We start from the raw sequence: 22,464 nt of genomic DNA on the forward strand, positions 1-22,464 counted from the left end.
TCGTGAAGGATCCCGCCCAGCCGCCACTGCCCAACGTGTCGGTGCAGCAGCTCGACTACCTGGTGGCCGCGGTGGAGGCGCCGACCTTCGCCGAGGCGGCCGGCCGCCTCGGGGTGTCCGCCTCGGCGCTGTCGCAGGGGCTGGCGGAGCTGGAGCGCCGGGTGGGCATCGACCTGTTCGAGGCCGACGGCCGGCGCCGGGTGCTCCGCCCCCAGGCCGAGGAGGTGCTGCGCTACGCGGAGCGGGTGCTCGGCCAGACCGCCGACCTCGCCCGCTGGGCCCAGGCGCAGCGGGAGGGTCGCACCGGGCCCCTCCGGGTCGGCCTCATCGACGTCGCCGCCGTCGAGCACCATCCCCAGGCCCTCCGGGCGTTCCGGCGGGCGCGCCCCGACGTCGACCTGCGCCTCACGGTCGCCCCTTCCGGCGAGCTCCTCGACCGCCTCGCCCGCGGCTCGCTCGACCTCGCCGTCTGCGTCGACCCGGCCCGCGAGGGCTTCGACGCCCGCCCTCTGCTCGACGAGCCCATGGCCGTCTACGCCCCCGACGATGCCGCCATCGGGCCGCCCGAGCGGTGGGGGCCCTGGGTCACGTTCCCGCCCGGCTCGCAGACCCGTGCCCTCATCGCGTCGGCGCTGCGCGCCCGGGGTGCCCCGTTCGAGGTCGTCGCCGACTCCCACCAGCCCGAGGTGCTGTGCGAGATGGTGCGCCTCGGCATCGGTTGGACGGTGCTGCCCGTCGTCCAGGCCGAGAAGCCGCCGGCGGCGCTGCGACGGGCCCTTCCGGAGGTCCTCGTCCACCGGCGCCTCGCGGCGGTGCGCCGAGCCGACCGTCCCCCCGACCCGGCCGCCGACGCGCTCGTGGACACGCTGCTCGAGCTCGGTCCCGCCCCGCCGCTGGGCGGCGCCGCGTAGCCTCGGGACGTGCCCGACGACCGGAACTGGCTGGCGACGGTGGACGAGCCGTGCGACGAATGCGGGTTCGACGCGTCTGCCATCGCCGAGTCCGAGCTCGCCGACGCGGTCCGGGCCCTCGGCGACGCGTGGCGGGGCGGATTCGTGCTCGCCGCGCCCAGCATCACCGATCGTCCGGACGACGTCACCTGGTCAGCGCTCGAGTACGCCTGCCACACCCGGGACGTGCTGTCGGTCTTCGCCAGCCGGGTCACCCTCACGCTCGCTGAGGACGACCCCGAGCTGGGCTGGTGGGACCACGAGGCCGCCGCCGTCGACGAGGCCTACAACCAGCAGGACCCGGGCGCGGTCCTGGCCGACCTCGACCTCAACGCCGCGCACCTCGCCGACGTGCTCGACGCCGTTCCCGGCGACGCGTGGGGTCGGGCCGCCACCCGGCGGGGCACCGAGCGCTTCACCATCGCCGGGATGGCGCGCTTCTGCCTCCACGAGGGCCACCACCACCTGCGCGACGCCCGCCTCGCCGCCGCCCCCGCCAACTGACCCGAGGCGTCTGGCGGCCTCGCGCCCCAGCGCCCGTTCCGCCAGCACCAACCTGTTCTGCACGACACGCTGGTGCTGGCAGAACGGTAGGGCGGCGTCAGGTCGGGGGGAGGGGCTCCAGCTCGACGACGGGATCGAGGCGGTGGGCGAAGCGACGCAGGCTGGCCAGCACGGCCACGCCGGTGACGGCGATGAGCACGGCGTTGGCCAGCGCGCCGGCGGCGTCCCACCCGAGGCTGGTGAGCACGTAGAACGACCAGTACCGGTCGAGGGTCTCGGGCAGGGTGAGGCCCGGGTGCCAGGCGAGGTCGCCGTCGCCGAGGGCGAAGGGCCAGAACCAGAGGTTCATGATCGCCCCGTACAGGAAGCCCCACACCCAGCCGTACACGGCGAGGACGCCGACCTCGCCGGCCGGCGGGAGGCGACGCGTCAGCCGGCCGATCCCGCCCGCTCCCGCCCCCATCCACCCCAGCGCCAGCATCTGGAACGGCAACCACGGCCCGATGCCACCGGTGATCACCGCCGAGATCGCCATGGAGCAGATACCGAGCAGCAGACCGAACCGCGGACCGAAGGCGGCGCCGGCCAGGACGATCAGGAAGAAGATCCCGCTGCCGCCTCCCGGCAGGTCGAGCAGCCGTAGCAGGCCGGACGCAGCCGAGAGCACCCCGAGCAGTGCGACGGTACTGCCGTTCATGGTGCCCCGGCGCACCTCCAAGGTGACGGCGGCGACGACGAGGGCGCCCACGAGTGCGGCGACCAGGGGCGCGTCGCCGGCGTGGGCCTGGTCGGGCAGCGACTCACTCGGCAGCCAGAACGGGTACAGGAAGGCGGCCACGCCGAGCACCAGCATCAACAGATAGACGCCCACGGGCTGCGCCCGGGCCGCCCACCGCCGGGCGGGGTCCGCGAGCGGGGGCGGCCGCACCCCCGCCGATGTGTCGGTGCTCACGGCCGGGCCTCCGCGGCCCGGGCGGCCGCCACCTCGTCGACGGTGAGGAAGGGCGGCAGCACCCGCAGCACCTGCGGGGCGAACAGCGAGCCCGAGAGCACCTCGCGGGCCGGGCCGTCAGCCACGACCTCGCCCTGGCCCAGGACGAGGACGCGGGTGGCACAGCGGGCGGCGAGCTCGATGTCATGGGTGGCCAGGACCACCGCTCCGCCGTCAGCGACGTGTTCGCGCATCGCGGCTTCGAGTGCGTGGCGCGACGGCGCGTCGATGCCCCGCGTGGGCTCGTCCAGCAGCAGGACGTCGGCGCCGCCGACCGCGATCGCGGCGACGGCCACCCGCTGGCGCTCCCCGGACGACAACGACCGGGGATGACGCTCGGCGAGGCCCTCGATGCGCAACGCGTCCAGCCAGTGGTCCACCCGGCCGTCGTCGGGGAGGCCCCGGAGCCGGAGCGTCTCCTCGAGCTCGCCCCGCACCGTGGGCGAGAACAGCAGCACGCTGGGGTCCTGGGGGACGTAGGAGACCGAGCCCGGCCCGCCGACGGTGCCGCGGTCGGGCGACTGGAGGCCGCCGAGTGCCCGCAGCAGGGTGGTCTTTCCTGCCCCGTTGCGCCCGAGCAGGGCGACGATCTCGCCGGCGTGCACGTCCACTGCGTCGGCCCGCAGCGCGACCCGGCCGCCGTGCCGCACCTCGAGGCCGCGGGCGGAGCGCAGGACGTCGCCAGGGCTGGGCGGCGCCGGGAAGGCGGCGGTGAGCTCGGGACGCCCCTCGTCCGCTCGGGCGCGCACCTGGGCGTCGCGCACGGTCAGAGGCAGGGGGGACCACCCCAGGAGGCGGCCCAGGTGGGTGACCGGCGGGGCCCCGTCGTAGTCCACGACCACGTCGGCCGGCTCGCCGTCCCCCACGATGCGGCCTCCTTCGAGGCGCAGGGCGCGGTGGGCCAGGGCAGCCACCCGCTCGAGGCGGTGCTCGGCCAGCAGCACGGTGGTGCCGAGATCGGCGTTCAGGCGACTGACCGCGGCGAGAACGTCCTCCGCGCCCTGCGGGTCGAGCTCGGAGGTGGGCTCGTCGAGCACGAGCACCTCGGGGGCGGAGGCCAGTGCCCCGGCGATGGCGCACCGTTGACGCTCGCCCCCCGACAGCGTGGTGGGGGACCGGTCACGGAGGTGGGCGATCCCCAGTGCGTCGAGCACCTCCTCCACGCGGCGACGCATCGTCTGGGCGTCCGTGCCGAGGTTCTCGAGCACGAAGGCCAGGTCGTGCTCGACATGGTCCACCACGAACTGGGCCTCGGGGTCCTGGTGGACGAAGCCCACGACGTCGGCGAGATCGCGGGGCGGGTGGTCCCGGGTCGAGCGCCCGAGAACCGACACCTCCCCGCGGAACCGTCCTCCGCTGGTGTGGGGGACCAGGCCGTTCACCGTGCGCAGGAAGGTGCTCTTGCCCGAGCCCGACGAGCCCACCACCACGGCCACGTCGCCGGCGGCGAGGGTGAGCTCCACGTCGTCGAGGGTGCGGTCCCGGTCGGGGTAGGCGAAGCCCACGCCCCGCCAGGTGACGGCGTCGCTCACGGGACGTCCTCGTCGCCGCGCTGCTGCGGGAACGCGGCGGGAACGCCGAGCAGCAGGATCACCACGGCCACCGCGGGCGAGAAGTCGGGGAACGACGGCGGGTTGGTGACCCAGCGCAGCACGGGGTCGCTGACGCGGTCGAGCACCACGAGGCCGAGCGGGGCCGACCAGACCAGAAGGGCGACAGCACCGTCGGTCGTGGTGAGGCGGCGTGGCCGGTACCGGGTGAGACGACTGGCCTGGGAGGCCAGGACGATGGCCCCCACGAGGAGGAGCACGCCGAGCCCGCCGAGCAGCGACGCGGTGCGCGGCGACCGGCCGACGAGGGCGACGAAGCAGGCGGCCAGGCTGAGCAGGGCGGCGAGGCCGCACCACCCGGCGGCCCGCTCGCGCGGGCCGCCGCGGGCTCTGGCGAACCCCCGGGAGTCCATCGACTCGGCCAGGTGCACGGCCCGCTCCATGCCGCTCTCGAGTACCGGCAGGAGCTGGCGGACCATCCGTCGGCGGCCCACCCGGTGCCCACCGGTACGGGCGAGGTCGGCCTCGCGCGTCTGTTGGATGGCGAGCATCGTCGACGGGACGAACGCCAGCCCGACCGTGGCGATGAGCCCTGGCTCGTGGAAGGCCCGAGGGGTCGCCTGCACGAGCTCGTGGTGGGAGACGACGGCGTTGAACGCACCGAACACCGCGAGCACCCCCACCACGGCGAGCCCTTCCGACGCCGCCTGGAGGACCACCGGCGCCTCCACCGTGCCTCCGACGGTGAAGCCGCCGAGGATCTGCGGCAGCGTGCCCTCGGGCGTGGTGAACAGGACGTGCCCGACCCCGTGGGTGGTGAGCGCGGTCAGAACCACCCGGAGCAGTGCGAACGCGACGCCGAGACCGAGCAGCAGCGGAAAGGCCCGGGCCATCGCCGAGTCGAGGCGGTGCACCTCCACGACGAGCGCGGCGAGGCCGATCACCAGCGCCACGTAGACGGGGCTGGGGGCCAACTGCACGGTGGCAGCGCCGGCCAGGGCCCAGAGGAGCCACGTGACGGCGTGGAAGCGGGAGGAGGTGCGCACAACGAGGCCCCCAGCATGACAGGGTGGAGGCATGGTCATACGCCCCCGACGGGGCGACGGGCACCGGCCACCACGACGGGCACACCGGTCGGTGGCGTCCGCCCTCGCCGCTCTCGCCGTGGGTGCGCTCGCGCTCGTGCCCTTCCCGGCGGCGGGCGCCGGCGGCCCCGACGACGGCGATCCTGCGGTCGGAGCGGTTTCCTTCCTGAACTCGCAGCAGGCCCCGGACGGGGGCTTCGGCCCTGGTCCGCTCACCCCGAACGCCGTGTCGGCCATCGCCCAGCAGGCGCAGACGACCACCACCTGGAGCGCGAAGGAGGCCATCGACGCGGTCTCGGCGGTCGAGACCGACGACGGGGCGACCCCCTTGGACGCCCTCGATGCCCTCGCCGAGGACGACCCCTCAGCGGACCTGGCCGCCCAGATGATCAGCCGGGCCGTCGTCGCCATGGGCCTCGACCCCGAGAACTTCGACCCTGCCGGCGACGGCACCCCGGTCGACCTGGTGCGCGAGGTGGCCGGTGCCCGCCGCGAGGACGGCTCCTACGGCTCGCTCACGGCGACGGCCGAGGCCGTGCTGGCGCTGGTGCTGGTCGACCGTCCGGTCAACGAGGCCACCCTGACGCTGCTCCAGGAGGCCCAACAGGGCAACGGCGGCTGGAACGGCGACGGCGACCCCGACGGCGACTTCGTCGACCCGGCCACCACGGGGCTGGTCGTCGAGGCCCTCGTCGCCGCCGGCGTCGCCGCTGAGGGCACGACCCCCGTCACCGATGCGCTGGCCTTCCTCGCCCGCACCCAGGACGGGTCCGGGGGCTGGCCCGCCGACCGCGGCGGGGCGGTCGACCCCGATGCGACGTCCTGGGCCATGGGCGCCCTCCGGGCTGCCGGCTACTCGCCGGCCGAGGGCTGCTGGCGCCCGGAGGACGACGGTGCGTACGCCGACCCGACCACCGCCCTCGTCGAGCTCCAGGATCCCGACGGGGCCATCACGGGCGGGCTCGACCCGGTCACGTCCACGGCGCTCGCGGTCCAGGCCATCGAGGGGCGTTGGCTGCCCGTGGCGCGCGCCGCCGCGGTCGACTGCACCCCACCGGGTTCGTCGCTGTCGGTCCCCCCGTCGCTGGTGGTCCTCGTGGTCGTCGCGCTGGTCCTCGTCGTGGGCTCCGTCGTGATCATGCGCCGCAGCGCCAACTGACCGGTGCTTGCCCGGCCCGGCACCCTGCCGTAGGCTGCGCGCCAGCAACGGTCATCCACGGCCCGGACGTCGTGGATGGACCGCCGAGGTGGGCTCGCCCGCCGACGCGGTAGGGGAAGCCGGTGAGAGACCGGCGCTGTCCCGCAACTGTGAGCGGCCCTCGGGCCGTGAGCCAGATGACCTGCCGTCGCTCCACCGGGCCACCGGTGGTACCGCAGACGAGCCGCCTACCCGGCCGCTCCCTACAGAGGGCCCTCGTGGAACGGGGCCCGCGGAGGTCACCATGACCCATCGTTTCCGGCTGGCGTCGTCCAGCATCCTCGCCCTCCTGGTCGCAGGCGCGCTCGTCGTGCCTCCGGCGGGCGCCGACACCACCAGCCAGGCGGCCGTGGACTGGGTGGTCCAGCGCCAGGAAGCCGACGGCGGCTTCGAGGTCGCCGACTTCCCGGCCTTCGAGACCCCCGACGCCATCCTCGCCATCGCCGAGAACGCCCAGACCGGCGCCACCTGGGACACGCAGGCCGCGTTCGACGCCGTGCAGTCGCACGATGCCAACGGCGATGCACCCGGCGGCACCCCGCTCGACTGGGTCGACGACTACCTCACCGAGACGCCGCCGGACGCCGGCATCGCCGCCAAGTTCATCGTGTTGATCGCCGGTCCGCTCGGCCTCGACCCCGCGGTGTTCGACCCCGCCGGCGACGGCGATCCCGTGAACCTCGTGGCGGTCATGGACGCCGGCGAGGACGTCGACAGCCACTCCTACGGCGACGGGTTCCTCAACTACACCCTGTTCGCGCTGCTGGCGCACCCGATCCTCGAGCGCCCGGCGCCGGCCGACACCCTCGGCTATCTCCGTGGTGCCCAGCAGGCGAGCGGCGGCTGGAGCTACGACGGTGCGCCCAGCGGCACCGACGTCGACGTCGACAGCACCGCACGGGCGGTCAACGCGCTGCTGGCCAACGGCGTCCCCCTGGGCGACGCGGCCGTGGCCCGAGGCATGAAGTACCTGGCCGACCAGCACCAGTCCAGCGGGGCGTGGCAGTTCTTCGGAGCCGACGACACGAACACCACGGCCATGGGCCTGATCGGCATCACCGCCGCCGGCTGGCGGCCGGGGTCGTCGTGCTGGCGCACGTCGTCGAGCAGCGCCGCGTCGGGGGCCTACGTCAACCCGGCGGCGTGGCTGCGCACGCAGCAGGTCACGACCGGCGACGCTGAGGACCTGGGCCGCTTCCTGAGCCCGAACGACGGCTTCGGTCCCGAGCCCAACACATCGGCGACGTCACAGGCCGTCCAGGCGCTCCTGCGCGGGTGGCAGCCCGTCGCCCCGGCCGAGGCCCCTCGCACCGAGGGCTTCGCCGACGTGCCCGCCTGCGCCTGGTACACGCAGGGTGTGGCCTGGATGGCGGCGAACGGCGTCACCCGCAACATCACCGGCAACTTCGGGCCCAAGAGCGGCATCACCAACGGGCAACTCGCCCTCCTGCTGTGGAACACGATGGATGCACCGTCCGGCCTGACCGACCACACCTTCACCGACATCCCCACCAACGCGGCGTACAACGACGCGGTGGACTGGATGGTCGACACCGGCCTGGTGGGCGACGGCGGCACGTTCAGCCCGAAGCGCCAGGTGAACCGGGGGCGGGTGGCGAACCTCCTCTGGCAGCTCGCCGGATCGCCGGCGGCGCCGGACCTCACCATCCCGGACGTGTCGGAGGCGGCCCCGTTCGCGGACGCCGTGGACTGGGCGGTCGCACACGGCATCATCACCCCACAGGCGAACGGCAACGTCCTGCCCCGCAACAAGGTCACCCGGGCGCAGGCCGCGGTGATGCTCCACCGGTTGGCCAGCACCGCGCCGGCCTGGGGCGACGTGACCCTGCCCTCGACCGTGGAGTTCTGACCCATGCGACTGCGCAGCGCCCTCCTCGCCGCGGGACTCATCGTCGCCTGCCTCCTGGCCGCGCTCGTGGGGCCCATCGCCCCCGAAGCCATCGCCAGCGGCCCCAACCGGGCGGTCGTCGTGGCCGACTCGGGCACGGGGGTGATCGTCCGCGGCATCGAGTTCGAGGCCGACTCGATCTCGGGCATCGAGGCCCTCCAGCTGGCCGGGCTCGCCCCGGTCGTGCAGGGCTTCCAGGGCGAGGGCGGGGCGGTCTGCGCGGTCGCCGGCGTGGGGTGCCCGTCGGACGGCAGCTGCCTCACGTGTGACGCCCGGGGCTACTACTGGGCCTACCACCGCGCCCCGGCGGGCACCGGAGGCTACGCCTACTCCCGGGTGGGCGCCGGAGCCACCCGGGTTCACGACGGTGACGTCGAGGGGTGGAAGTGGGGCACGGGCAGTGCCCCGGCGTACCACTCGTTCGATTCCGTGTTCCCGCCGGCACCGGTGACCACCGCGCCGCCGGCCGGGGGCACACCGGGGGGCGGCGGGCCCGGCGTCACGACGGCGCCCGGGCCGGGAGGCGGCTCGCCCGACGCGGGAGCCGCTCCGGGCACGGGCACGGACTCGGCGGGTGCCGGCGAGCCGGCGACCACGACCTCGGTGGCCGACCCGGCCACCACGACCTCGGTGGCGGCGGCCGCCGGCGCGACCACCACCTCGGTGGCCGCAGCCGACACGGCCGACGCCGACGAGATCGCCTTCCAGGCGGCTCAGTCGTCCCGGCCCGACGAGAGCGGTTCCCGCAGGGGCACGGTGGCCTCGGCGGCGCTGTTCCTCGTCACCCTCGGGGGCATCGCCGCTCTCGTGGTGCGGAGCCGGCGGCGCCGAGCCGCCACTGCGCTGGACTAGCGGGCGCTGATCCCGGGCCGCGGCCACCGGCCGCGGCCCGGGGATCAGCGACGGCCGATCAGGGCGTGACGTTCAGCGCCTCGGTGCACTCGGTGATGCGCTCGAGCTCTTCGGGCGTGGCCGTCGCGGTCAACGCCGCTGCCTGCTCGGAGAGCTCCGCGCTCAGCTCGGTGATCTGCTGGGGGTCGGCGTTGAAGGGATCGTCGATCGCGTCCTGGAGCAGCGCGCCGAGCTCCTCGGCGCTCGCGCAGAACGCCTCGATCGTGGCCGGCCCCCCGGAGGGCTCACCTCCGGGGCTGGTCGGCGCCGCCTCGGTCGTGGGTGGGGCAACGGTGTCGGGGACCTCGGTCACGGGCGGCAGCGTGGTCGGCGCCTCGGGCACCGTTCCCAAGGTGACGGGGGGCGTCGCCTCGTCGTCATCGCCCCCGAGCACGGCGGCGAGGGCGAAGCCGAGCCCGACGAGCACCACCAGGAGCACGACACCGAGCCCGACGAGGATCGCCACGTTGCGACGACCGCCGCCGCCGCTGCTCGGCGCCCCGGCGACGAACTCGGGCGGCGGGCCGCTCATCGGGGGCGGGGGAGGGGGGACGCTGCCGTAGCCGTCGGCCAGGGGTGGGCTCGGGGGCAGGGCCGCGCCCGGGGCGGGGAGTCCCTCGGGAACCGTGGGGGAGTCCGGGGTTTCGTGGGTCGACGACGGCGCGCCGACCTGGGCACCGCACTCGCCGCAGAACTGGGCAGCAGGGGGGAGCGGTCGCCCGCAGGACTGGCAGAGCATCGCGATCGGCCTCCGGGAGGGTCGAGACGGGGAACGGGGGAGAGGGGAAGAGAGAGGAGTGAGGAAGGCTCAGGAGACGCGAGACGGGGCGGCGCCGAAGCGCCGCCCCGTTCCCGAACGTGTGTTCGTTGGTGTTACGGCGTCACCGACAGGAGGGCGGCGCACTCGTTGATGCGGTCCACGTCGTCGGGGTTGGCCGAGGTGAGCTCCGCCGCGGCAGCGGAGAGCTCCGAGGCCTGCTGCGTGATCTCGGCGGCGTCGGCGCTGGTCGGGTCGTCGACGGCGGCCTGCAGCTGCTCACCGAGGTCCTCGGCCTGCGTGCAGAACTCCTCGACATCAGGGTTCGAGCTGGCGTCGCCGCTGTCGCCGCTGTCGGCGGCGGTGGTCTCGGTGGTGTCGCCGCTGTCGCCGCCGTCGTCGTCGGAGCTGCAGGCGGCAGCGGTGCCGGCGAAGAGCAGGCCGACCAGCATGAGGCCGAGGAACTTGCGCATGGAGGGGGATCCTTCCGTCATGTACCGGTCGCCGCGGATCGGGTGACCGTGGAAGCAGTCTCGCGTAGCGCCAGGGCCGTGTCGTGAGTATCGGCTACTCATTCGCCGCTCGGCGCGCTACTCACCTTGGCGAAGCCGGCGCGACCATCCGCCGCCGAGCGTCGACGCGGGATTAGTTTCGTCACGTGACGAAACCACCCCGATGTGGCTGGTGCGGGGCACCGGTGGTCGATCAGCCCGCAGTGGGCCGCAAGCGGCGCTACTGCCGCCAGAGCTGTCGCCAGCAGGCCTACCTGGCCCGCAAGCTGGCCGGCGCCCACGACCTGGCGCCCGACGAGGTCGTCGTACGTCGTGACGAGCTCACCGACCTGCAGGACCGCGTGTACGCGTTGCAGGCCGCCCTCGAGGACGTCGCCGGCGACCTGGCCGAGGCGGACGGTCCCGCCGACGTCCGCCGGGCCCTGGACTGGCTGGTGGCGCATGCCACCCCCGTGGCGGAGCTGTGGATAACGCCGGTCTCGGATCGAGACCCCTGACTTTACATAACGGAGATTCTGGGCGTTCTGTGGGTACGTTGCCGTGGTGTCCGGTGGGGTTGCTTTCGGGCGCTGCCCCCTCGGGCCGATAGCTTGGTGGCCCCATGTCTCGTCGCATCGACATCGAACTCACCAGCGAGCGCCCGGACGGTGTCTGGACCTGGCGCGCCGCCGGAGCCAAGCAGCCCAAGGGCGAGCTGGACGGAACCCTTCTCTTCGCCGGGGCCAAGGTCGGTGACGTCGTGCGCGCCGACGCCGACTTCGACATCGACGGCATCAACGTCACCGCGGTGCTGCCCCCGAAAGGTGCCCGACGAGAGCCCGAGCGCCTCGAGATCATCGGCACGCCCACCAAGCTCGAGCCCGTCACCACGACGCTCGCCAAGCGGGGCAAGGGCGACCGTGGTGACCGGGGTGAGCGTGGCGGCCGCCGTGACCGTGGTGAACGGGGTGACCGGGGTGACCGTGGCCCTCGCTCCCGTGACGGGCGACCCGATCGGGCCAAGCGCGAGCGCAAGCCCCGCGCCGAGGGCGACGGCTCCAGGCGCCCCCCTCGTCCGCCGCGCCCCGAGGTCGAGGCCAAGCCCAAGCCCAAGCGCCTCAAGGCCGGCCGTACCCACCGCAACGCCGTCCTCGCCGACCTGCCCCCCGAGCAGCGTCCGGTGGCCGAGCAGGTCCTGAAGGGCGGCATCCCCGCGGTCCGCCAGGCCGTCCAGAAGCAGAACGAGGCCGCCGAGGCCGAGGGGAAGCCGCCGGTCAAGGCCGAGGCGCTCGTGGCCCTCGCCGAGGGGATGCTCCCCCGCCTGCGTAGCGCGGAGTGGCGGGACAAGGCCGAGGCGGCCCTGGCCGACATCGAAGAGCTCGACCTGCGTGACCTGCGCTCGGTCATCGTGGCCGCCGACACCGGCGCGCGCGACGAGGAGAGCCGGGCCCTCGCCGACCAGCTGCGCGCCGCGCTCAACCGGCGGGTCGAGCAGGAGCACGCCGCCTGGCTGGCCGAGATCGCCGCCAACCTGGCCGAGGGCCGCAGCGTGCGGGCCCTGCGGCTGAGCTCCCGTCCGCCCAAGGCCGGCGCCCCGCTCCCGGCGGACATGGCCGCTCGCCTCGCCGAGGCCACCGCTGCGTCCCTGACCTCCGAGGTCACCCAGGACCGCTGGGCCACGGTCCTCGACGCCTTGGCCTTCTCACCCGTGCGCCTCAACGTCGTGCCCGAGAGCCTCCCGGCCGTCCCTTCGGACGAGCTCCTGAAGGAAGTCGCCCGCCTCGCCACCCAGATCCCCCAGATCGCCGCCGTGTTCGGCGTCGAGCCGGCCCCGTCGGGCAAGCGCCCCCGTCCCCGTCCGCCCCGCCCGCCCAAGGCCGCCGCGAAGAAGGTCCCGCCGCCGCCCAAGGGCGACAAGGCCGACAAGCCCGGCAAGGACGAGGCCAAGACGGACGAGGCCAAGACGGACGAGGCCAAGACGGACGAGGCGGACACGAACCAGGCCGAGAAGGCCACCGAGGTGACCGAGGACGCCCCTACCGAGGCGACTCCCAGCGACGAGTCCACCCCGACCGAGGGCGCCGAGACCACTCCCCCGGCGGAAGAGGCCGCCGTCGACGCGCCGGCCCCCGACGAGCCTGAAGGGGCCGCGACCCCGGACCCCGCTCCCCCATCGGAGGACACCGACGTCCCGAACGCGGCGCCCGTCGACGAGCCCCAGCCTGAGAGCGCAGCCGACAACTCGCCGCCGGCCGACACCGCGGCCGAGGACGTCCCTGCAGAGGACGCGCCGGCCGTCGACGATGCCCCTCCCCCGGTCGAGGCGACGGTCGACGACGCGCCCGCTGAGGACGCACCGGTAGAGGACGCCTCCGACGGCGACGCGCCATCGGAGGATGCGTCGACCGAGGAGAGCGTGCCGGCAGACGAGGCCCCGGTGGCCGACGACGCCACCCCCGAGGACGAGGCCGGCGCCTAGCTCGGCCCCTCAGCCGTCGAGGAGGGCGTGCAGCTCCGCAGGAGCGGCCAGCACCTCGTCGCCCGGGGTCGGTGTCGCCCGGGGGTTCCAACCCGCCCAGGCGAAGCGACAACCGACCTCCACGGCGCAGCGGCGGTCGTGCTCGGTGTCGCCGACGAACACGATCTCATCGGCGCGCAGCTCCATCGCCGTGAGCACCGGACCCAGCGACTTCCCGGCGAAGTCGAACGCGTCGGCGAAGAGGGCGACCTCGGGCTCCCACCCGAGACGGGCGAGTTCGGGCACGCCGCCACTCGGGTGCTTGTTCGAGCACACCGCCCAGCGCGGGAGGCCGGCGACCAACTCGTGGGTGCCGGGAAAGGGCAGGGCGGCATCCACGTCGTAGTGACCGAGGTAGTCGTCCACCGAGAGGCCCAGACGGGCGCACTCCGCCGCCAGCGTGTGGCCGAAGGTGATGTCCTCCTCGGGCACCCCCAGGGCCACGAAGGGCGCCACGAGGGCCGCATCGGAGTCCAACAGGGTGCCGTCGAGGTCGAACACGGGCACGAGTCGAGGCACCCGGCGATTCTCCCCGGCCCACGGCCCCGACGGCCAAACGGGCGTCGCGCCACCGGTAGGGTGCGGGCATGATCGACTACGAGCTGCGCGGCCACGTCGCCGTCATCACCATCAACCGCCCCGAGGCCCGCAACGCCGTCAACGGTGAGGTGGCCAACGGCATCGAAGCCGCCATCGACCGCCTCGAGGCCGACGACGACGTCTGGCTGGGCGTGCTCTGCGGCGAAGGCTCGGTGTTCTGTGCCGGCGCCGACCTGAAGGCCATCAACGAGGGCCGGGGCGGCGAGCTCCAGACCGAGCGGGGCGGCTTCGGCGGCATCGTGCAGCGCGAGCGCACCAAGCCCATCATCGCCGCGGTGGACGGTCCCGCCCTCGCCGGCGGCACCGAGATCGTCCTCGCCTGCGACCTCGTGGTCGCCTCCTCCGAGGCCCGCTTCGGCATCCCCGAGGTGAAGCGCTCCCTCGTGGCCGCCGCCGGTGGGCTGTTCCGCCTCCCCAAGCGGCTTCCCCCCAACGTCGCCATGGAGCTCGCACTCACCGGTGACCCCATCGACGCCGAGCGGGCCCACCACTTCGGTCTCGTCAACGAGCTGTGCGAGCCCGGGACGGCCCTCGAGCGGGCCCTCGATCTCGCGTCCCGCATCGAGGCCAATGCCCCCGTGGCCGTTCGTGAGAGCCGCCGCCTGATGCTCCTGTCCGACGACCTCGACGTCGACGCCGGCATCCACGAGTCCAACAAGGCCCTGATGGGCCTCACCTCCAGCGCCGACTTCTCCGAGGGCCTCATGGCCTTCATCGAGAAGCGCCCGCCGAACTGGCAGGGCAAGTAAGCCACCCGCCACCTCGGCATCCCACCACCCAGCCGCCGTGTCGGCGGGGTCTCAGACGATGGTCGTGAGGATCTCGTGGTCGTGGAGGAACTCGGCCAGGCCCGGCGCCAGGTTCATCTCGGCCACGTCCCACAGCGGCACCCAACGGGCCTCGGTGGCGTCGTCACCGGCGATCGGCTCGGCGGCCTCGAGCAGGGTCACCGCGAAGTCGAGGATCACCGCGTGGCGGCCGTCGTCGATGCGCTCGGCCCAGCCGATGAGCTCACCGCAGACGCCCTCGATGCCCGTCTCCTCGAGGAGCTCGCGCACCACGGCCTCCTGGACGGTCTCGCCGGCCTCGATGCGCCCTCCCGGCACCGACCAGGTGCCGGCCGCGGGGCCGTGCCCCCGCCGGACGAGGAGAAGGCGCTCGTCGTCGACGACGACGGCACCCACGCAGGCCTCAGGGCGTGCCGTCGTCATCGCCCGGGCCCGGGACGCCGTCCGCGCCATCCCCGTCCTCGGACGCCTCGTCGTCGACCGTGAAGGCCTTGTGCACCACGATGGCACGGGCCACCAGCCCGAAGCTCTCGAAGAAGTTCTTGGTGGGTCGGTTGCCCGGGAGCGCGACCGAGTCGACCCCGAAGCACCCCTGCTCCTCGCACCAGTCGACGAGCAGGTTCATCATGGTCTCGCCCACCCCGACCCCACGGAAGTCGGGCTCGACGAACAGGTCGCCGATGACCCCGAGGCGCCCGCCGTCACGGAGCTCGTTGAAGCGGGCGACGCCGTAGCCCACCACGGCATCGTCCACCGACCCGACGACCACCAGGTGGTCGTGGTCGGTGAGGGCTGCCCGTAGGGCCTCGTCGACCGGCTCGGCCCGACCCGCGGTGCGGGCCCAGACGTCGCCGCCCTTGGTGGGGCGCAGCTCCTCGATGGCCTCGCGGGCCAGTTCCACCAACCGCTGCAGGTCGGTGGCGTTGGCCACACGGGCGGTCTCCATGGTCTCAGGATGCCTGGAGCTGGGCGATCTTGTTCAGGATGGTCTGGCGGCCGCGGGTCTCGCGCTCGTACGCCCGCACGGCTTCGAGCTCGTCGGGGCCGAGACCCTCGAGGCGGGGCATGACCTGGAAGGCCGAGAGGGTGTCGTAGCCGGGGATGGCGAGATCGCTGCTGTCGGCCCGCTCGGGCTCGGGCACGAGGCGGAGATCGGCCGGCTCGGTGATGTCGAGGTCGTCCTCGACGGCGATGGGGTCGGCGGCCTCGGGGTCGTCGTCCTCGGGGCGAAGACCGGCGATGTTGAGCAGCCCGAGGACGAGGCCCTGGGCGTCCGCCAGGGTCTGGGCCGCGCGTTCCTCACCGCGACGGACCGCGAACTTGCCCACCACCCGGGTGAACTGCACCTGGCGCCGGCCGCGGTCGACGAGGTCGGGGAAGAGGCGTCGGCCTTCGAGGGCGAGCCCCAGGGGGGCGTACACCACGACGTCGGCCACCTTGGCCACGACCGGTCGCTCGTCGGTCATGGCCTCAGACGCAGTCCAGGCAGAGCTGGTTGGCCTCGTCGGCCAGCTGGCTGGGGTGCTTGACCAGGAAGCAGGACTGGCAGACGAACTCACCAGGGCGCTTCGGCTGGATGCGCCCCCCGCCCTCGGCCCCGTCGGCCTCGGGCACGACCTGCTCCTCTTCCTCGTCGTCTTCCTCGTCGTCGGAGGCCGCGATCCGGTCCTTCAAGATGGCGTCGAGATCGGCCTCGACGTCGTCGGGGTCGGGCTCGTCGTCGTCTTCCTCGTCGGTGTCGGCCTTCGCGGAGGTGGCCGGCTTGTCCCCGGCGACGTCGTCCTCGTCCTCGTCGTCGTCGACGACCACGTCGTCGTCGATGTCGTCGGCGAGGTCGTCGCCCACCGCGAGGTCGTCGTCGACCAGGTCCTCGTCGTCGAGGTCCTCCTCGAGGTCCTCCGCGATGAAGTCCTCGTCCTCAATGATCTCGTCTACGTCGTCAGCCATGTCGTCCTAGCAGGGGTTCGTCGCCACGCACCGGAAGATGTCGCGGCCGGGATGATAGGCACACCGAGCGCCAGTCGCGCGCGTCGCGTGCGATGGCGTGTGGCACACCCGGTGGAGGAGCGTCGTCATGACGCTCAGATGCGACCGAGGCGGCGCTCCTCGGCACGGCGCTCGGATTGGAGGCGCTCGAGTTCGGCCTCCTCGGAATGGTCGACGAAGCGCATCATCTCGGCGATGGCGTGGTGGCCAGCCTCCTCCGCGATGAGCCGGTGCATCTCCTGGCCGACCAGGCGGTACGCCGGGTGCCCCTGTGGGGTCGTGCGCAGCTCGATCAGGTGCATGGCGGCCCGCGCGTTCAGGTTGATCATGAAGCGCACCTTGTACGCCAGCGACACCGCGTACGAGGCCTGATCGGGGAACGGCCCGGCCAGATCGTCGTAGAGGGCCGCGGAGCGCTCCATGGCCTCGTCGAACGCGGGCGCCGCCCCGGCCTCGTCGACCGCGCCGGGCCGGGTATAGCCGTGGTGCGGGGTGAGGCGCTGCCACTCGATGGTGAGCATCCGGTGGCGCTGGAGGTCGCGGAACGCGCCGTAGTCGGCCAGCACGTCGAACCGGTAGAACGGCCGCTCCAGCGCTCGCCCGGGCTTGTGGCGCCGGTTGGCCCGCTCCCCCACGTAGGCCCGCACCACGGCGAGGCGCTCGTCGGTGGTGAGGTCACGGACCCGGTCCTCGATCTGTCGCTCGGGGAGGTCGAGGTGGGAGTAGAGCATCGACGCGACGACCTTGACCTCGGCGTCGGGGTCGAAGTCGGTGAGGCTGACCACGGGGGCCGGGTCGGCCGAAGTCCCGTCGGGGAACAGTCGCCCGGCGATGTCCTCCATGGCGTCATGGGTGGACGACAGGTAGCGGCTCCACGCCACGCCCCGGTCGTCGAGGTCCACGCGCTTCAGGAACGACGGGATCACCTTGCGGAGCTCGGTGAGCATCATGTCGGCGTAGGACCGGGCCTCGGGCAGGGGGTGCGACCGCATGCGCAGGAGGAGTTGCTCGTAGGCCTGCCCCGTGCCGTAGATGCCGACGTTGGACAGCGAGGCTGCGGGCAGGATGCCGCGGAGGGCGTCGAAGGCCTTGGCCCGCACGGCCTGTCGGTACACGAAGTCCGAGTCGTCGGGGTCCTTGGGGTACTGGTCGCGGAACCAGTCCTGGAGCACCGGGAGCAGCTCGCCGTAGGTGTCGAAGAGCCGATCCATGTCGCCGACGTAGCGGGTGCCCAGCGACGAGCCGAGGACCTCCGGGTCGCGGTAGAAGCGGTAGCGGCCGCCGATGCGGGCGTCGTAGGCGATGTAGCGGGTGGACTGCTCGAGGTAGGCCATGAGGCGGCCCCACTCGAGCACCTTCGTGAGCAGGTTGGAGGCCTGCTCACACGCCAGGTGGACCCCACCGAGCTGGGCCACGGAGTCGTCGCCGTAGTCGAAGAAGACCCGGTCGTAGAGGTCTTCCGCCCGCCGCAGGCCGACCGTGGCGTCGATGGAGATGTCGCCGCTGATGTCGAGATCGCCGACGAACTCGTCGAGGAACAGCCGGCGCAGGCTCTTGGGCGAGCGGGAGTAGCGGGCGAAAAGGGCCCCCTTGACCACCTCGGGGAGGTTGACGAGGGCGAAGACCGGCCCGTCGAGGTTGGTGAAGTAGCGCCGCAGGATGTCGGCCTCTTCGGGCTCGTAGTCCTCGGCGACGTACACGCTCACGCGGGCTGCTGCTCCCAGGGTCGCTCCACGACGGCCGAGGTTACGGCGCGCGCGGTCGTCGGTCGGGTATCCCCCGCCCGCGCCCTCAAGTGCCGTGGGCGGCGGCGAACTCGGCCTTGGCCGCGTCGACCAGCTCGGGCTGCAACCAGAGGTCGGCCACGGTCATGGCCATGGCCTTGGCGCCGTCGAGCACGGCCTTGTCGCCTGCCTCGGAGCCCGCGTACGCGGTGAACTCGGGCGAGTGGATGGAGATGTTCGGGGGCGAGACCGCGATCATCGGGTGGATCGACGGCACCAGGTGGCTCACGTTGCCCATGTCGGTGCTGCCGACCACGCCCGGCACGTCGGCGGGGTCGAGCAGGGTGCGGCCCGTGGCCGCGGCGTTGGCCGTGTAGAGGTCGACCAGGGTGGCGCTGTCGGCCATGTCGGCGTACGCGGGGTACTCCCAATGGTGGGTCATGGTGCACCCGGCGGCGTCCGCGCCGGCCTGGAGGCAGGCGAGAACCCGCTCCTTCAGCGGTTCGAGGGTGCGCAGGGAGCGCGAGCGGACGTACCAGTGCGCCGCCGCTTCCTTCGGGACGATGTTGGGCTTGTCGCCCGCCTTGGTGAACACGCCGTGCACCCGCTCGTCGGGGCGGATGTGCTGGCGCAGGGCGGCGACATTCATGTAGCCGAGCACCGCCGCGTCCAGTGCGTTGCGCCCCCGGTGCGGGTAGGCGGCGGCGTGGGCGGCCTCGCCCTCGTACTCCACGAAGACCTGCTGGATGGCGATGGCGTTCATCGAGATCAGGTCCCCGCCGGCGGGGTGCACCATCATCGCCGCGTCGATGCCCTCGAAGGCCCCCTGGTCGGCCATCAGGACCTTGCCTCCGCCTCCCTCCTCCGCCGGGGTGCCGAGGATCACCACCCGGCCGCCGAGCTCGTCGGCCAGCGCCGCGGCGGCGAGGCCTGCCCCGAGACCCGCGGTGCCGATGATGTTGTGGCCGCAGGCGTGGCCCACGCCCGGGAGCGCGTCGTACTCGCACAGCACCGCGATGGTGGGGCCATCGCTGCCGGCACGCGCCGCGAACGCCGTGTCGAGGCCGTAGGCGTGGCGCTCCACGTCGAGGCCATCGGCCTCGAGGATGCCCGTGAGCAGCTCGTGGGCGAAGTGCTCCTCGAAGGCCAGCTCGGGGTGCTCGTGCAACTGGTGGGACGCGTCGATCAGCAGGTCGGCCCGCCGGTCGACCTCCGCCGTGATGCGTTCCTTCGCCGTGGCCAGGTCCATGCGCCGCACCCTAGCGACACGGCCTCGCTAGACGACGACGGTGAGGGCGTCGGCCTCGATGCGCACGGAGAGCGTGCGGGCGGTTCCGGGGAGGCGCTCACCGTCGAGCCACACCGCCGTGCGCGGAGGGAGGTCCATCTGGACGGCCGCCACCCGCCGCTCGACGATGTCCGGGTGGGGCACGTGCGTCCCCTGGGGCAGTCGCCGCCACGCCTTCGTCCGGTCTCGCAGGGAGAGCTCGGCGGTGAGCAGGTCCAGGCGGCCGTCGTTGGGATGGGACCGTGGGGCGACGTCCCAGTGCTCGAGCCACTGGGCGTTCATGGCCGCCAGGACCGGGCCGTGCCACCAGGACCGCCGGGCGATCAGGTGGGCCACGAACCAGTGCTGACGACCGTCGACCAGGACCGAGCCGAGGTCGACGACCGCGCGGGTGGCGTCGTCGGAGCGGAGGTGGCCCTCGTCCCCCCGTCCTCCCAGCGTGCGGCAGAGGTCACCTCCGAGCAGGCCGAGCGGCGGCGGCTCCTCCCCCGCCCGTCTCGCCCGCTCGACGACGGCGCGCGCCTCGGCATCGGTGTGCACCACCACGCCCTCGGACGGCAGCGGCCCGGACGATCCCCAGGCCTCACCTCGGCGGATGGTCACGGCGGGGTCACCTCGCCGACCACCGAGGAGGCCGAGACCACCCCCCGGAAGAGCTCGTCCGCGGCGATCCGGGCCGTCCGGGCCGTGTCCGGGTCGGGGGCGACGTCCGCCACCTGGCGCAGGAGGTCGATGAGCTGCTTGGCGTTGCGCACGAAGTCACCCCCGGAGAGGTCCTCGTCGTCGAGGACGTCGTCGAGGGCCTCGCCGGCCGCCCAGGCGTGGGCGAGGGCGAAGAAACCGGGCTCGGGGGCCCGGGTCAGGGGAAGGGCCGCCCGGCGCTCGGCGCCGTTGAGCGTGGCGGCCAGCCGCTCCAGCCCGTCGAAGCGCTCACGGAGCTTCGCCGACGGGAACCACGGGGTCGGCGGCGGCGCCGGGCTCCGGTGCTCGTAGGTGAAGCAGGACACGAGTCCGGCGAGCGAAGCCGGGTCCAGGCCGTCGAGCAGGCCCTCGGTGAGCGACTCGGCGATGAGCAGGTCGCACTCGTGGTAGATGCGGGCGAGGACCGCACCGCGCCACGTGAGCGACCACCCGGACAGGTGGCCGCGGTCTTCGAGCACCTCGAGGACGCGGTCGAACTGCCGGGCGAGGGACTCGGTGCGACCCCGCACCTGGCGCTCGAGGTCTCCGACCTCCCGGGCGAGACGGTCGGCCCGTCGGGCCGCGGCGACGTGGGCCTCGGCGTCGGGGCAGGACGCGACGGGGTGATCGACGAGGGCGGCGCCCTCTTCGTGGCCCGACGCCGCGGGCACGGCTGCGTCGGCGCCGCCTCCGACGACGCTGCGGCGCAGGCGGTCCACCGCGGCCCGCCGGAACTTGTCGTTGTTGGGGGCGTAGGGCTCCGGGAGCTCGACCCGGGTCATCACCGCCGGCGGCGAGCGGAAGTCGGGCGCGCCCAGGGTGAGCACCTTGCGGTTGGTGGTGATGGCACGGACCCGCACGGCACCGCGCTGGCGGTGCGCCACCGAGAGCACGAGCACCCGCTCCTGGCCGTCGGCGGGGATCACGTCACCGGGCTGCAGCCCCGCGAGGGCGGCCTCGACCACGCCCCGGGGTGCCGCCACGGATCGGCGGGCCTCCCGGTTCGGCAGCAGGGATCGGTACTCCTCGACGTCACCCCGATCGCAGGTGGCCGCCGCCTGCTGCTCGGCCAGCGCCTCCCGGCGACCGGCGAGGCGGCGTTCCAGACGGACGACGTCGCGGTCGGCCCGGTACTGGGCGAAGGACAGGTTGAGGAGGTGGTGGGCACGCTCCGGCGGGTAGCGGTGCACCAGGTTGGCGGCCATGTTGTAGGTCGGCCGGAACGCCGACGAGAGCTCGAAGGTGCGACTGGCGGCGAGACCGGCCACCTGCCCGAACGTGGTGAACGGCGACCACAGGACCACGGCGTGGCCGATGGGATCGATGCCCCGCCGGCCCGCCCGGCCGGTGATCTGGGTGTACTGCCCCGGGGTCAGCAGCTCGTGGTGGTCGCCGGTGAACTTCGAGAGCTTCTCGATCACCACGGTGCGCGCCGGCATGTTGATCCCGAGCGCGAGGGTCTCGGTGGCGAACACCACCTTCACCAGCCCCTCGACGAAACAGGCCTCGACGGCCTCCTTGAAGGGCGGCACCATGCCGGCGTGGTGCGCGGCCACGCCGGCCTCGATCCCCGCCCGGAAGCGGGCGTAGCCCAGCACCTCGAGATCGCTGTCGCTGAGGGGGGCCATCCGTTGATCCACGATCTCGCCGATGCGCTCCCGCTCGGCGGCGGTCGTGAGGCGCAGTCCGGCGTCGAGCAGCTGGCGGGCGGCGTCATCGCAGGCGTTGCGGCTGAAGATGAAGTAGATGGCCGGCAGCAGCTCGCGGGCGACCAGCTCGTCGACCACCTCGAGGCGGCGGGGCGTGTACCAGCGCCGACGAGGTCGACCCCGCTGCGGTCCCGGGCGGCGGCGCTCGACGTCGAAGCGCTCGCCCTCGGGGTTGGGCCTGCCGTCGACCAGCGTCGGCACCAGGGCGAGCGACGACGACTCGCGGTCACCCACCAGGAAGAGGTTGGCCAGCTCCACGGGACGCTCGTGCTCGATGACCGTGGTGGTGGGCCCGCGGATCGTGGCGATCCAGTCGGCCAGTTCGTGGGCGTTGGACACCGTGGCCGACAGGCAGACGAGGCGCACCTCGGGCGGCAGGTGGATCATCACCTCCTCCCACACGGGGCCCCGGTAGGCGTCCTGGAGGTAGTGCACCTCGTCGAGGACGACGAAGCGGAGCCGTTCGAGCGCCGGCGAGGCCCCGTAGATCATGTTGCGCAGGACCTCGGTCGTCATCACCACCACCGGGGCGTCACCGTTGACGGCGTTGTCCCCGGTCAGCAGCCCCACGGCGTCCGCGCCGTGGCGGCGCACGAGATCGGCGTACTTCTGGTTCGACAGGGCCTTGATGGGCGTCGTGTAGAACACCCGGGAGCCGTCACCCCGCGCCAGCGCCACGGTCACGGCGTGCTCGGCCACCACGGTCTTGCCGGACCCCGTCGGGGCGGCGACGAGCACCGACTGGCCGGCGTCGAGGGCGTCGATGGCCTCGCGCTGGAACGGGTCGAGGTCGAACTCGTAGGGAGCGGGGTGCTCGGTGGGGTCGCCCGGTGCGGCGGCCACG

At 73.5% G+C, this 22,464-nt stretch carries 22 protein-coding genes and 1 riboswitch; of the genes, 8 read left to right on the forward strand and 14 right to left on the reverse strand.

The window, feature by feature from the left end:
- The first annotated feature begins 2 nt into the window (after positions 1-2).
- Positions 3-911, forward strand: a complete 909-nt coding sequence (locus tag JNK12_06415; protein ID MBL8775541.1) for a LysR family transcriptional regulator — start codon at positions 3-5, stop codon at positions 909-911.
- A gap of 9 nt (positions 912-920) precedes the next feature.
- On the forward strand, positions 921-1,454 hold the full coding sequence (locus JNK12_06420; GenBank protein ID MBL8775542.1) for a DinB family protein: 534 nt from the start codon (positions 921-923) through the stop codon (positions 1,452-1,454).
- Positions 1,455-1,551: 97 nt separating this feature from the next.
- On the opposite strand, the gene JNK12_06425 is transcribed toward JNK12_06420, so the two are convergent.
- From JNK12_06425 to JNK12_06435, 3 genes are read right to left on the reverse strand one after another with little or no spacing between them, the layout of a single operon-like run.
- Positions 1,552-2,406: an ECF transporter S component gene (locus tag JNK12_06425; GenBank protein ID MBL8775543.1), complete on the reverse strand. Its 855-nt coding sequence runs from the start codon at positions 2,404-2,406 to the stop codon at positions 1,552-1,554.
- Positions 2,403-3,977: an ATP-binding cassette domain-containing protein gene (locus JNK12_06430; GenBank protein MBL8775544.1), complete on the reverse strand. Its 1,575-nt coding sequence runs from the start codon at positions 3,975-3,977 to the stop codon at positions 2,403-2,405. Before JNK12_06430 ends, JNK12_06425 begins: the two co-directional genes overlap by 4 nt.
- The gene (locus JNK12_06435) at positions 3,974-5,041 is read right to left on the reverse strand and encodes a hypothetical protein (GenBank protein MBL8775545.1); all 1,068 of its coding nucleotides are present in this window, start codon (positions 5,039-5,041) and stop codon (positions 3,974-3,976) included. The genes JNK12_06430 and JNK12_06435 overlap by 4 nt, the downstream gene beginning before the upstream one ends.
- Positions 5,042-5,132: 91 nt before the next feature.
- Between JNK12_06435 and JNK12_06440 the strand changes: the two genes are divergently transcribed.
- The 3 genes from JNK12_06440 (at position 5,133) to JNK12_06450 (ending at position 9,039) form a co-directional block, all read left to right on the forward strand.
- The gene (locus tag JNK12_06440) at positions 5,133-6,239 is read left to right on the forward strand and encodes a terpene cyclase/mutase family protein (protein ID MBL8775546.1); all 1,107 of its coding nucleotides are present in this window, start codon (positions 5,133-5,135) and stop codon (positions 6,237-6,239) included.
- 91 nt (positions 6,240-6,330) lie between these two features.
- A riboswitch (cobalamin riboswitch) is annotated at positions 6,331-6,425 on the forward strand.
- Positions 6,426-6,522: 97 nt separating this feature from the next.
- Positions 6,523-8,148, forward strand: a complete 1,626-nt coding sequence (locus JNK12_06445; protein ID MBL8775547.1) for an S-layer homology domain-containing protein — start codon at positions 6,523-6,525, stop codon at positions 8,146-8,148.
- Positions 8,149-8,151: 3 nt separating this feature from the next.
- Positions 8,152-9,039 (forward strand): hypothetical protein, encoded by an 888-nt coding sequence (locus JNK12_06450; GenBank protein MBL8775548.1) that lies wholly within the window; start codon positions 8,152-8,154, stop codon positions 9,037-9,039.
- Between the two features lie 58 nt (positions 9,040-9,097).
- Here the strand turns inward: JNK12_06450 and JNK12_06455 are convergent, their stop codons facing one another.
- Complete coding sequence (locus JNK12_06455) at positions 9,098-9,817, reverse strand: zinc ribbon domain-containing protein (GenBank protein MBL8775549.1); 720 nt, start codon at positions 9,815-9,817, stop codon at positions 9,098-9,100.
- Between the two features lie 134 nt (positions 9,818-9,951).
- Positions 9,952-10,308 carry a hypothetical protein gene (locus JNK12_06460; GenBank protein ID MBL8775550.1) on the reverse strand — a complete coding sequence of 119 codons (357 nt, stop codon included), beginning with the start codon at positions 10,306-10,308 and terminating at the stop codon, positions 9,952-9,954.
- Between the two features lie 185 nt (positions 10,309-10,493).
- Here JNK12_06460 and JNK12_06465 point away from each other — a divergent pair, with 185 nt between their 5' ends.
- On the forward strand, positions 10,494-10,844 hold the full coding sequence (locus tag JNK12_06465; GenBank protein ID MBL8775551.1) for a hypothetical protein: 351 nt from the start codon (positions 10,494-10,496) through the stop codon (positions 10,842-10,844).
- 104 nt (positions 10,845-10,948) lie between these two features.
- Complete coding sequence (locus tag JNK12_06470) at positions 10,949-12,805, forward strand: hypothetical protein (GenBank protein ID MBL8775552.1); 1,857 nt, start codon at positions 10,949-10,951, stop codon at positions 12,803-12,805.
- 9 nt (positions 12,806-12,814) lie between these two features.
- On the opposite strand, the gene JNK12_06475 is transcribed toward JNK12_06470, so the two are convergent.
- A complete protein-coding gene (locus JNK12_06475) occupies positions 12,815-13,363 on the reverse strand; it encodes an HAD family hydrolase (protein MBL8775553.1) in 549 nt (182 codons plus the stop codon).
- Positions 13,364-13,431: 68 nt separating this feature from the next.
- On the opposite strand from JNK12_06475, the gene JNK12_06480 reads away from it, so the two are divergent.
- Positions 13,432-14,193, forward strand: coding sequence for a crotonase/enoyl-CoA hydratase family protein (locus JNK12_06480; GenBank protein MBL8775554.1), 762 nt, complete (start codon positions 13,432-13,434; stop codon positions 14,191-14,193).
- Between the two features lie 51 nt (positions 14,194-14,244).
- Here JNK12_06480 and JNK12_06485 read toward each other — a convergent pair whose 3' ends face one another.
- The 8 genes from JNK12_06485 to JNK12_06520 form a co-directional block, all read right to left on the reverse strand.
- Positions 14,245-14,628, reverse strand: a complete 384-nt coding sequence (locus JNK12_06485; GenBank protein MBL8775555.1) for an NUDIX domain-containing protein — start codon at positions 14,626-14,628, stop codon at positions 14,245-14,247.
- 7 nt (positions 14,629-14,635) lie between these two features.
- Positions 14,636-15,178 carry a GNAT family N-acetyltransferase gene (locus tag JNK12_06490; GenBank protein ID MBL8775556.1) on the reverse strand — a complete coding sequence of 181 codons (543 nt, stop codon included), beginning with the start codon at positions 15,176-15,178 and terminating at the stop codon, positions 14,636-14,638.
- Positions 15,179-15,182: 4 nt separating this feature from the next.
- On the reverse strand, positions 15,183-15,698 hold the full coding sequence (locus tag JNK12_06495; protein ID MBL8775557.1) for a hypothetical protein: 516 nt from the start codon (positions 15,696-15,698) through the stop codon (positions 15,183-15,185).
- A gap of 4 nt (positions 15,699-15,702) precedes the next feature.
- Positions 15,703-16,179 carry a DUF4193 family protein gene (locus tag JNK12_06500; protein MBL8775558.1) on the reverse strand — a complete coding sequence of 159 codons (477 nt, stop codon included), beginning with the start codon at positions 16,177-16,179 and terminating at the stop codon, positions 15,703-15,705.
- A gap of 134 nt (positions 16,180-16,313) precedes the next feature.
- Positions 16,314-17,918 carry an FAD-dependent thymidylate synthase gene (locus JNK12_06505; protein ID MBL8775559.1) on the reverse strand — a complete coding sequence of 535 codons (1,605 nt, stop codon included), beginning with the start codon at positions 17,916-17,918 and terminating at the stop codon, positions 16,314-16,316.
- A 91-nt stretch (positions 17,919-18,009) separates the two neighbouring features.
- Positions 18,010-19,191, reverse strand: a complete 1,182-nt coding sequence (locus JNK12_06510) for a M20 family metallopeptidase (protein ID MBL8775560.1) — start codon at positions 19,189-19,191, stop codon at positions 18,010-18,012.
- Positions 19,192-19,218: 27 nt separating this feature from the next.
- Entirely contained in the window at positions 19,219-19,833 is a 615-nt protein-coding gene (locus JNK12_06515) for a hypothetical protein (GenBank protein ID MBL8775561.1), read from the reverse strand.
- Complete coding sequence (locus tag JNK12_06520; GenBank protein MBL8775562.1) at positions 19,830-22,463, reverse strand: DEAD/DEAH box helicase; 2,634 nt, start codon at positions 22,461-22,463, stop codon at positions 19,830-19,832. The genes JNK12_06515 and JNK12_06520 overlap by 4 nt, the downstream gene beginning before the upstream one ends.
- Between the last annotated feature and the right edge of the window lies 1 nt (position 22,464).

This window comes from Acidimicrobiales bacterium (assembly GCA_016794585.1).
Classification (GTDB): domain Bacteria; phylum Actinomycetota; class Acidimicrobiia; order Acidimicrobiales; family DATDAH01; genus JAEUJM01.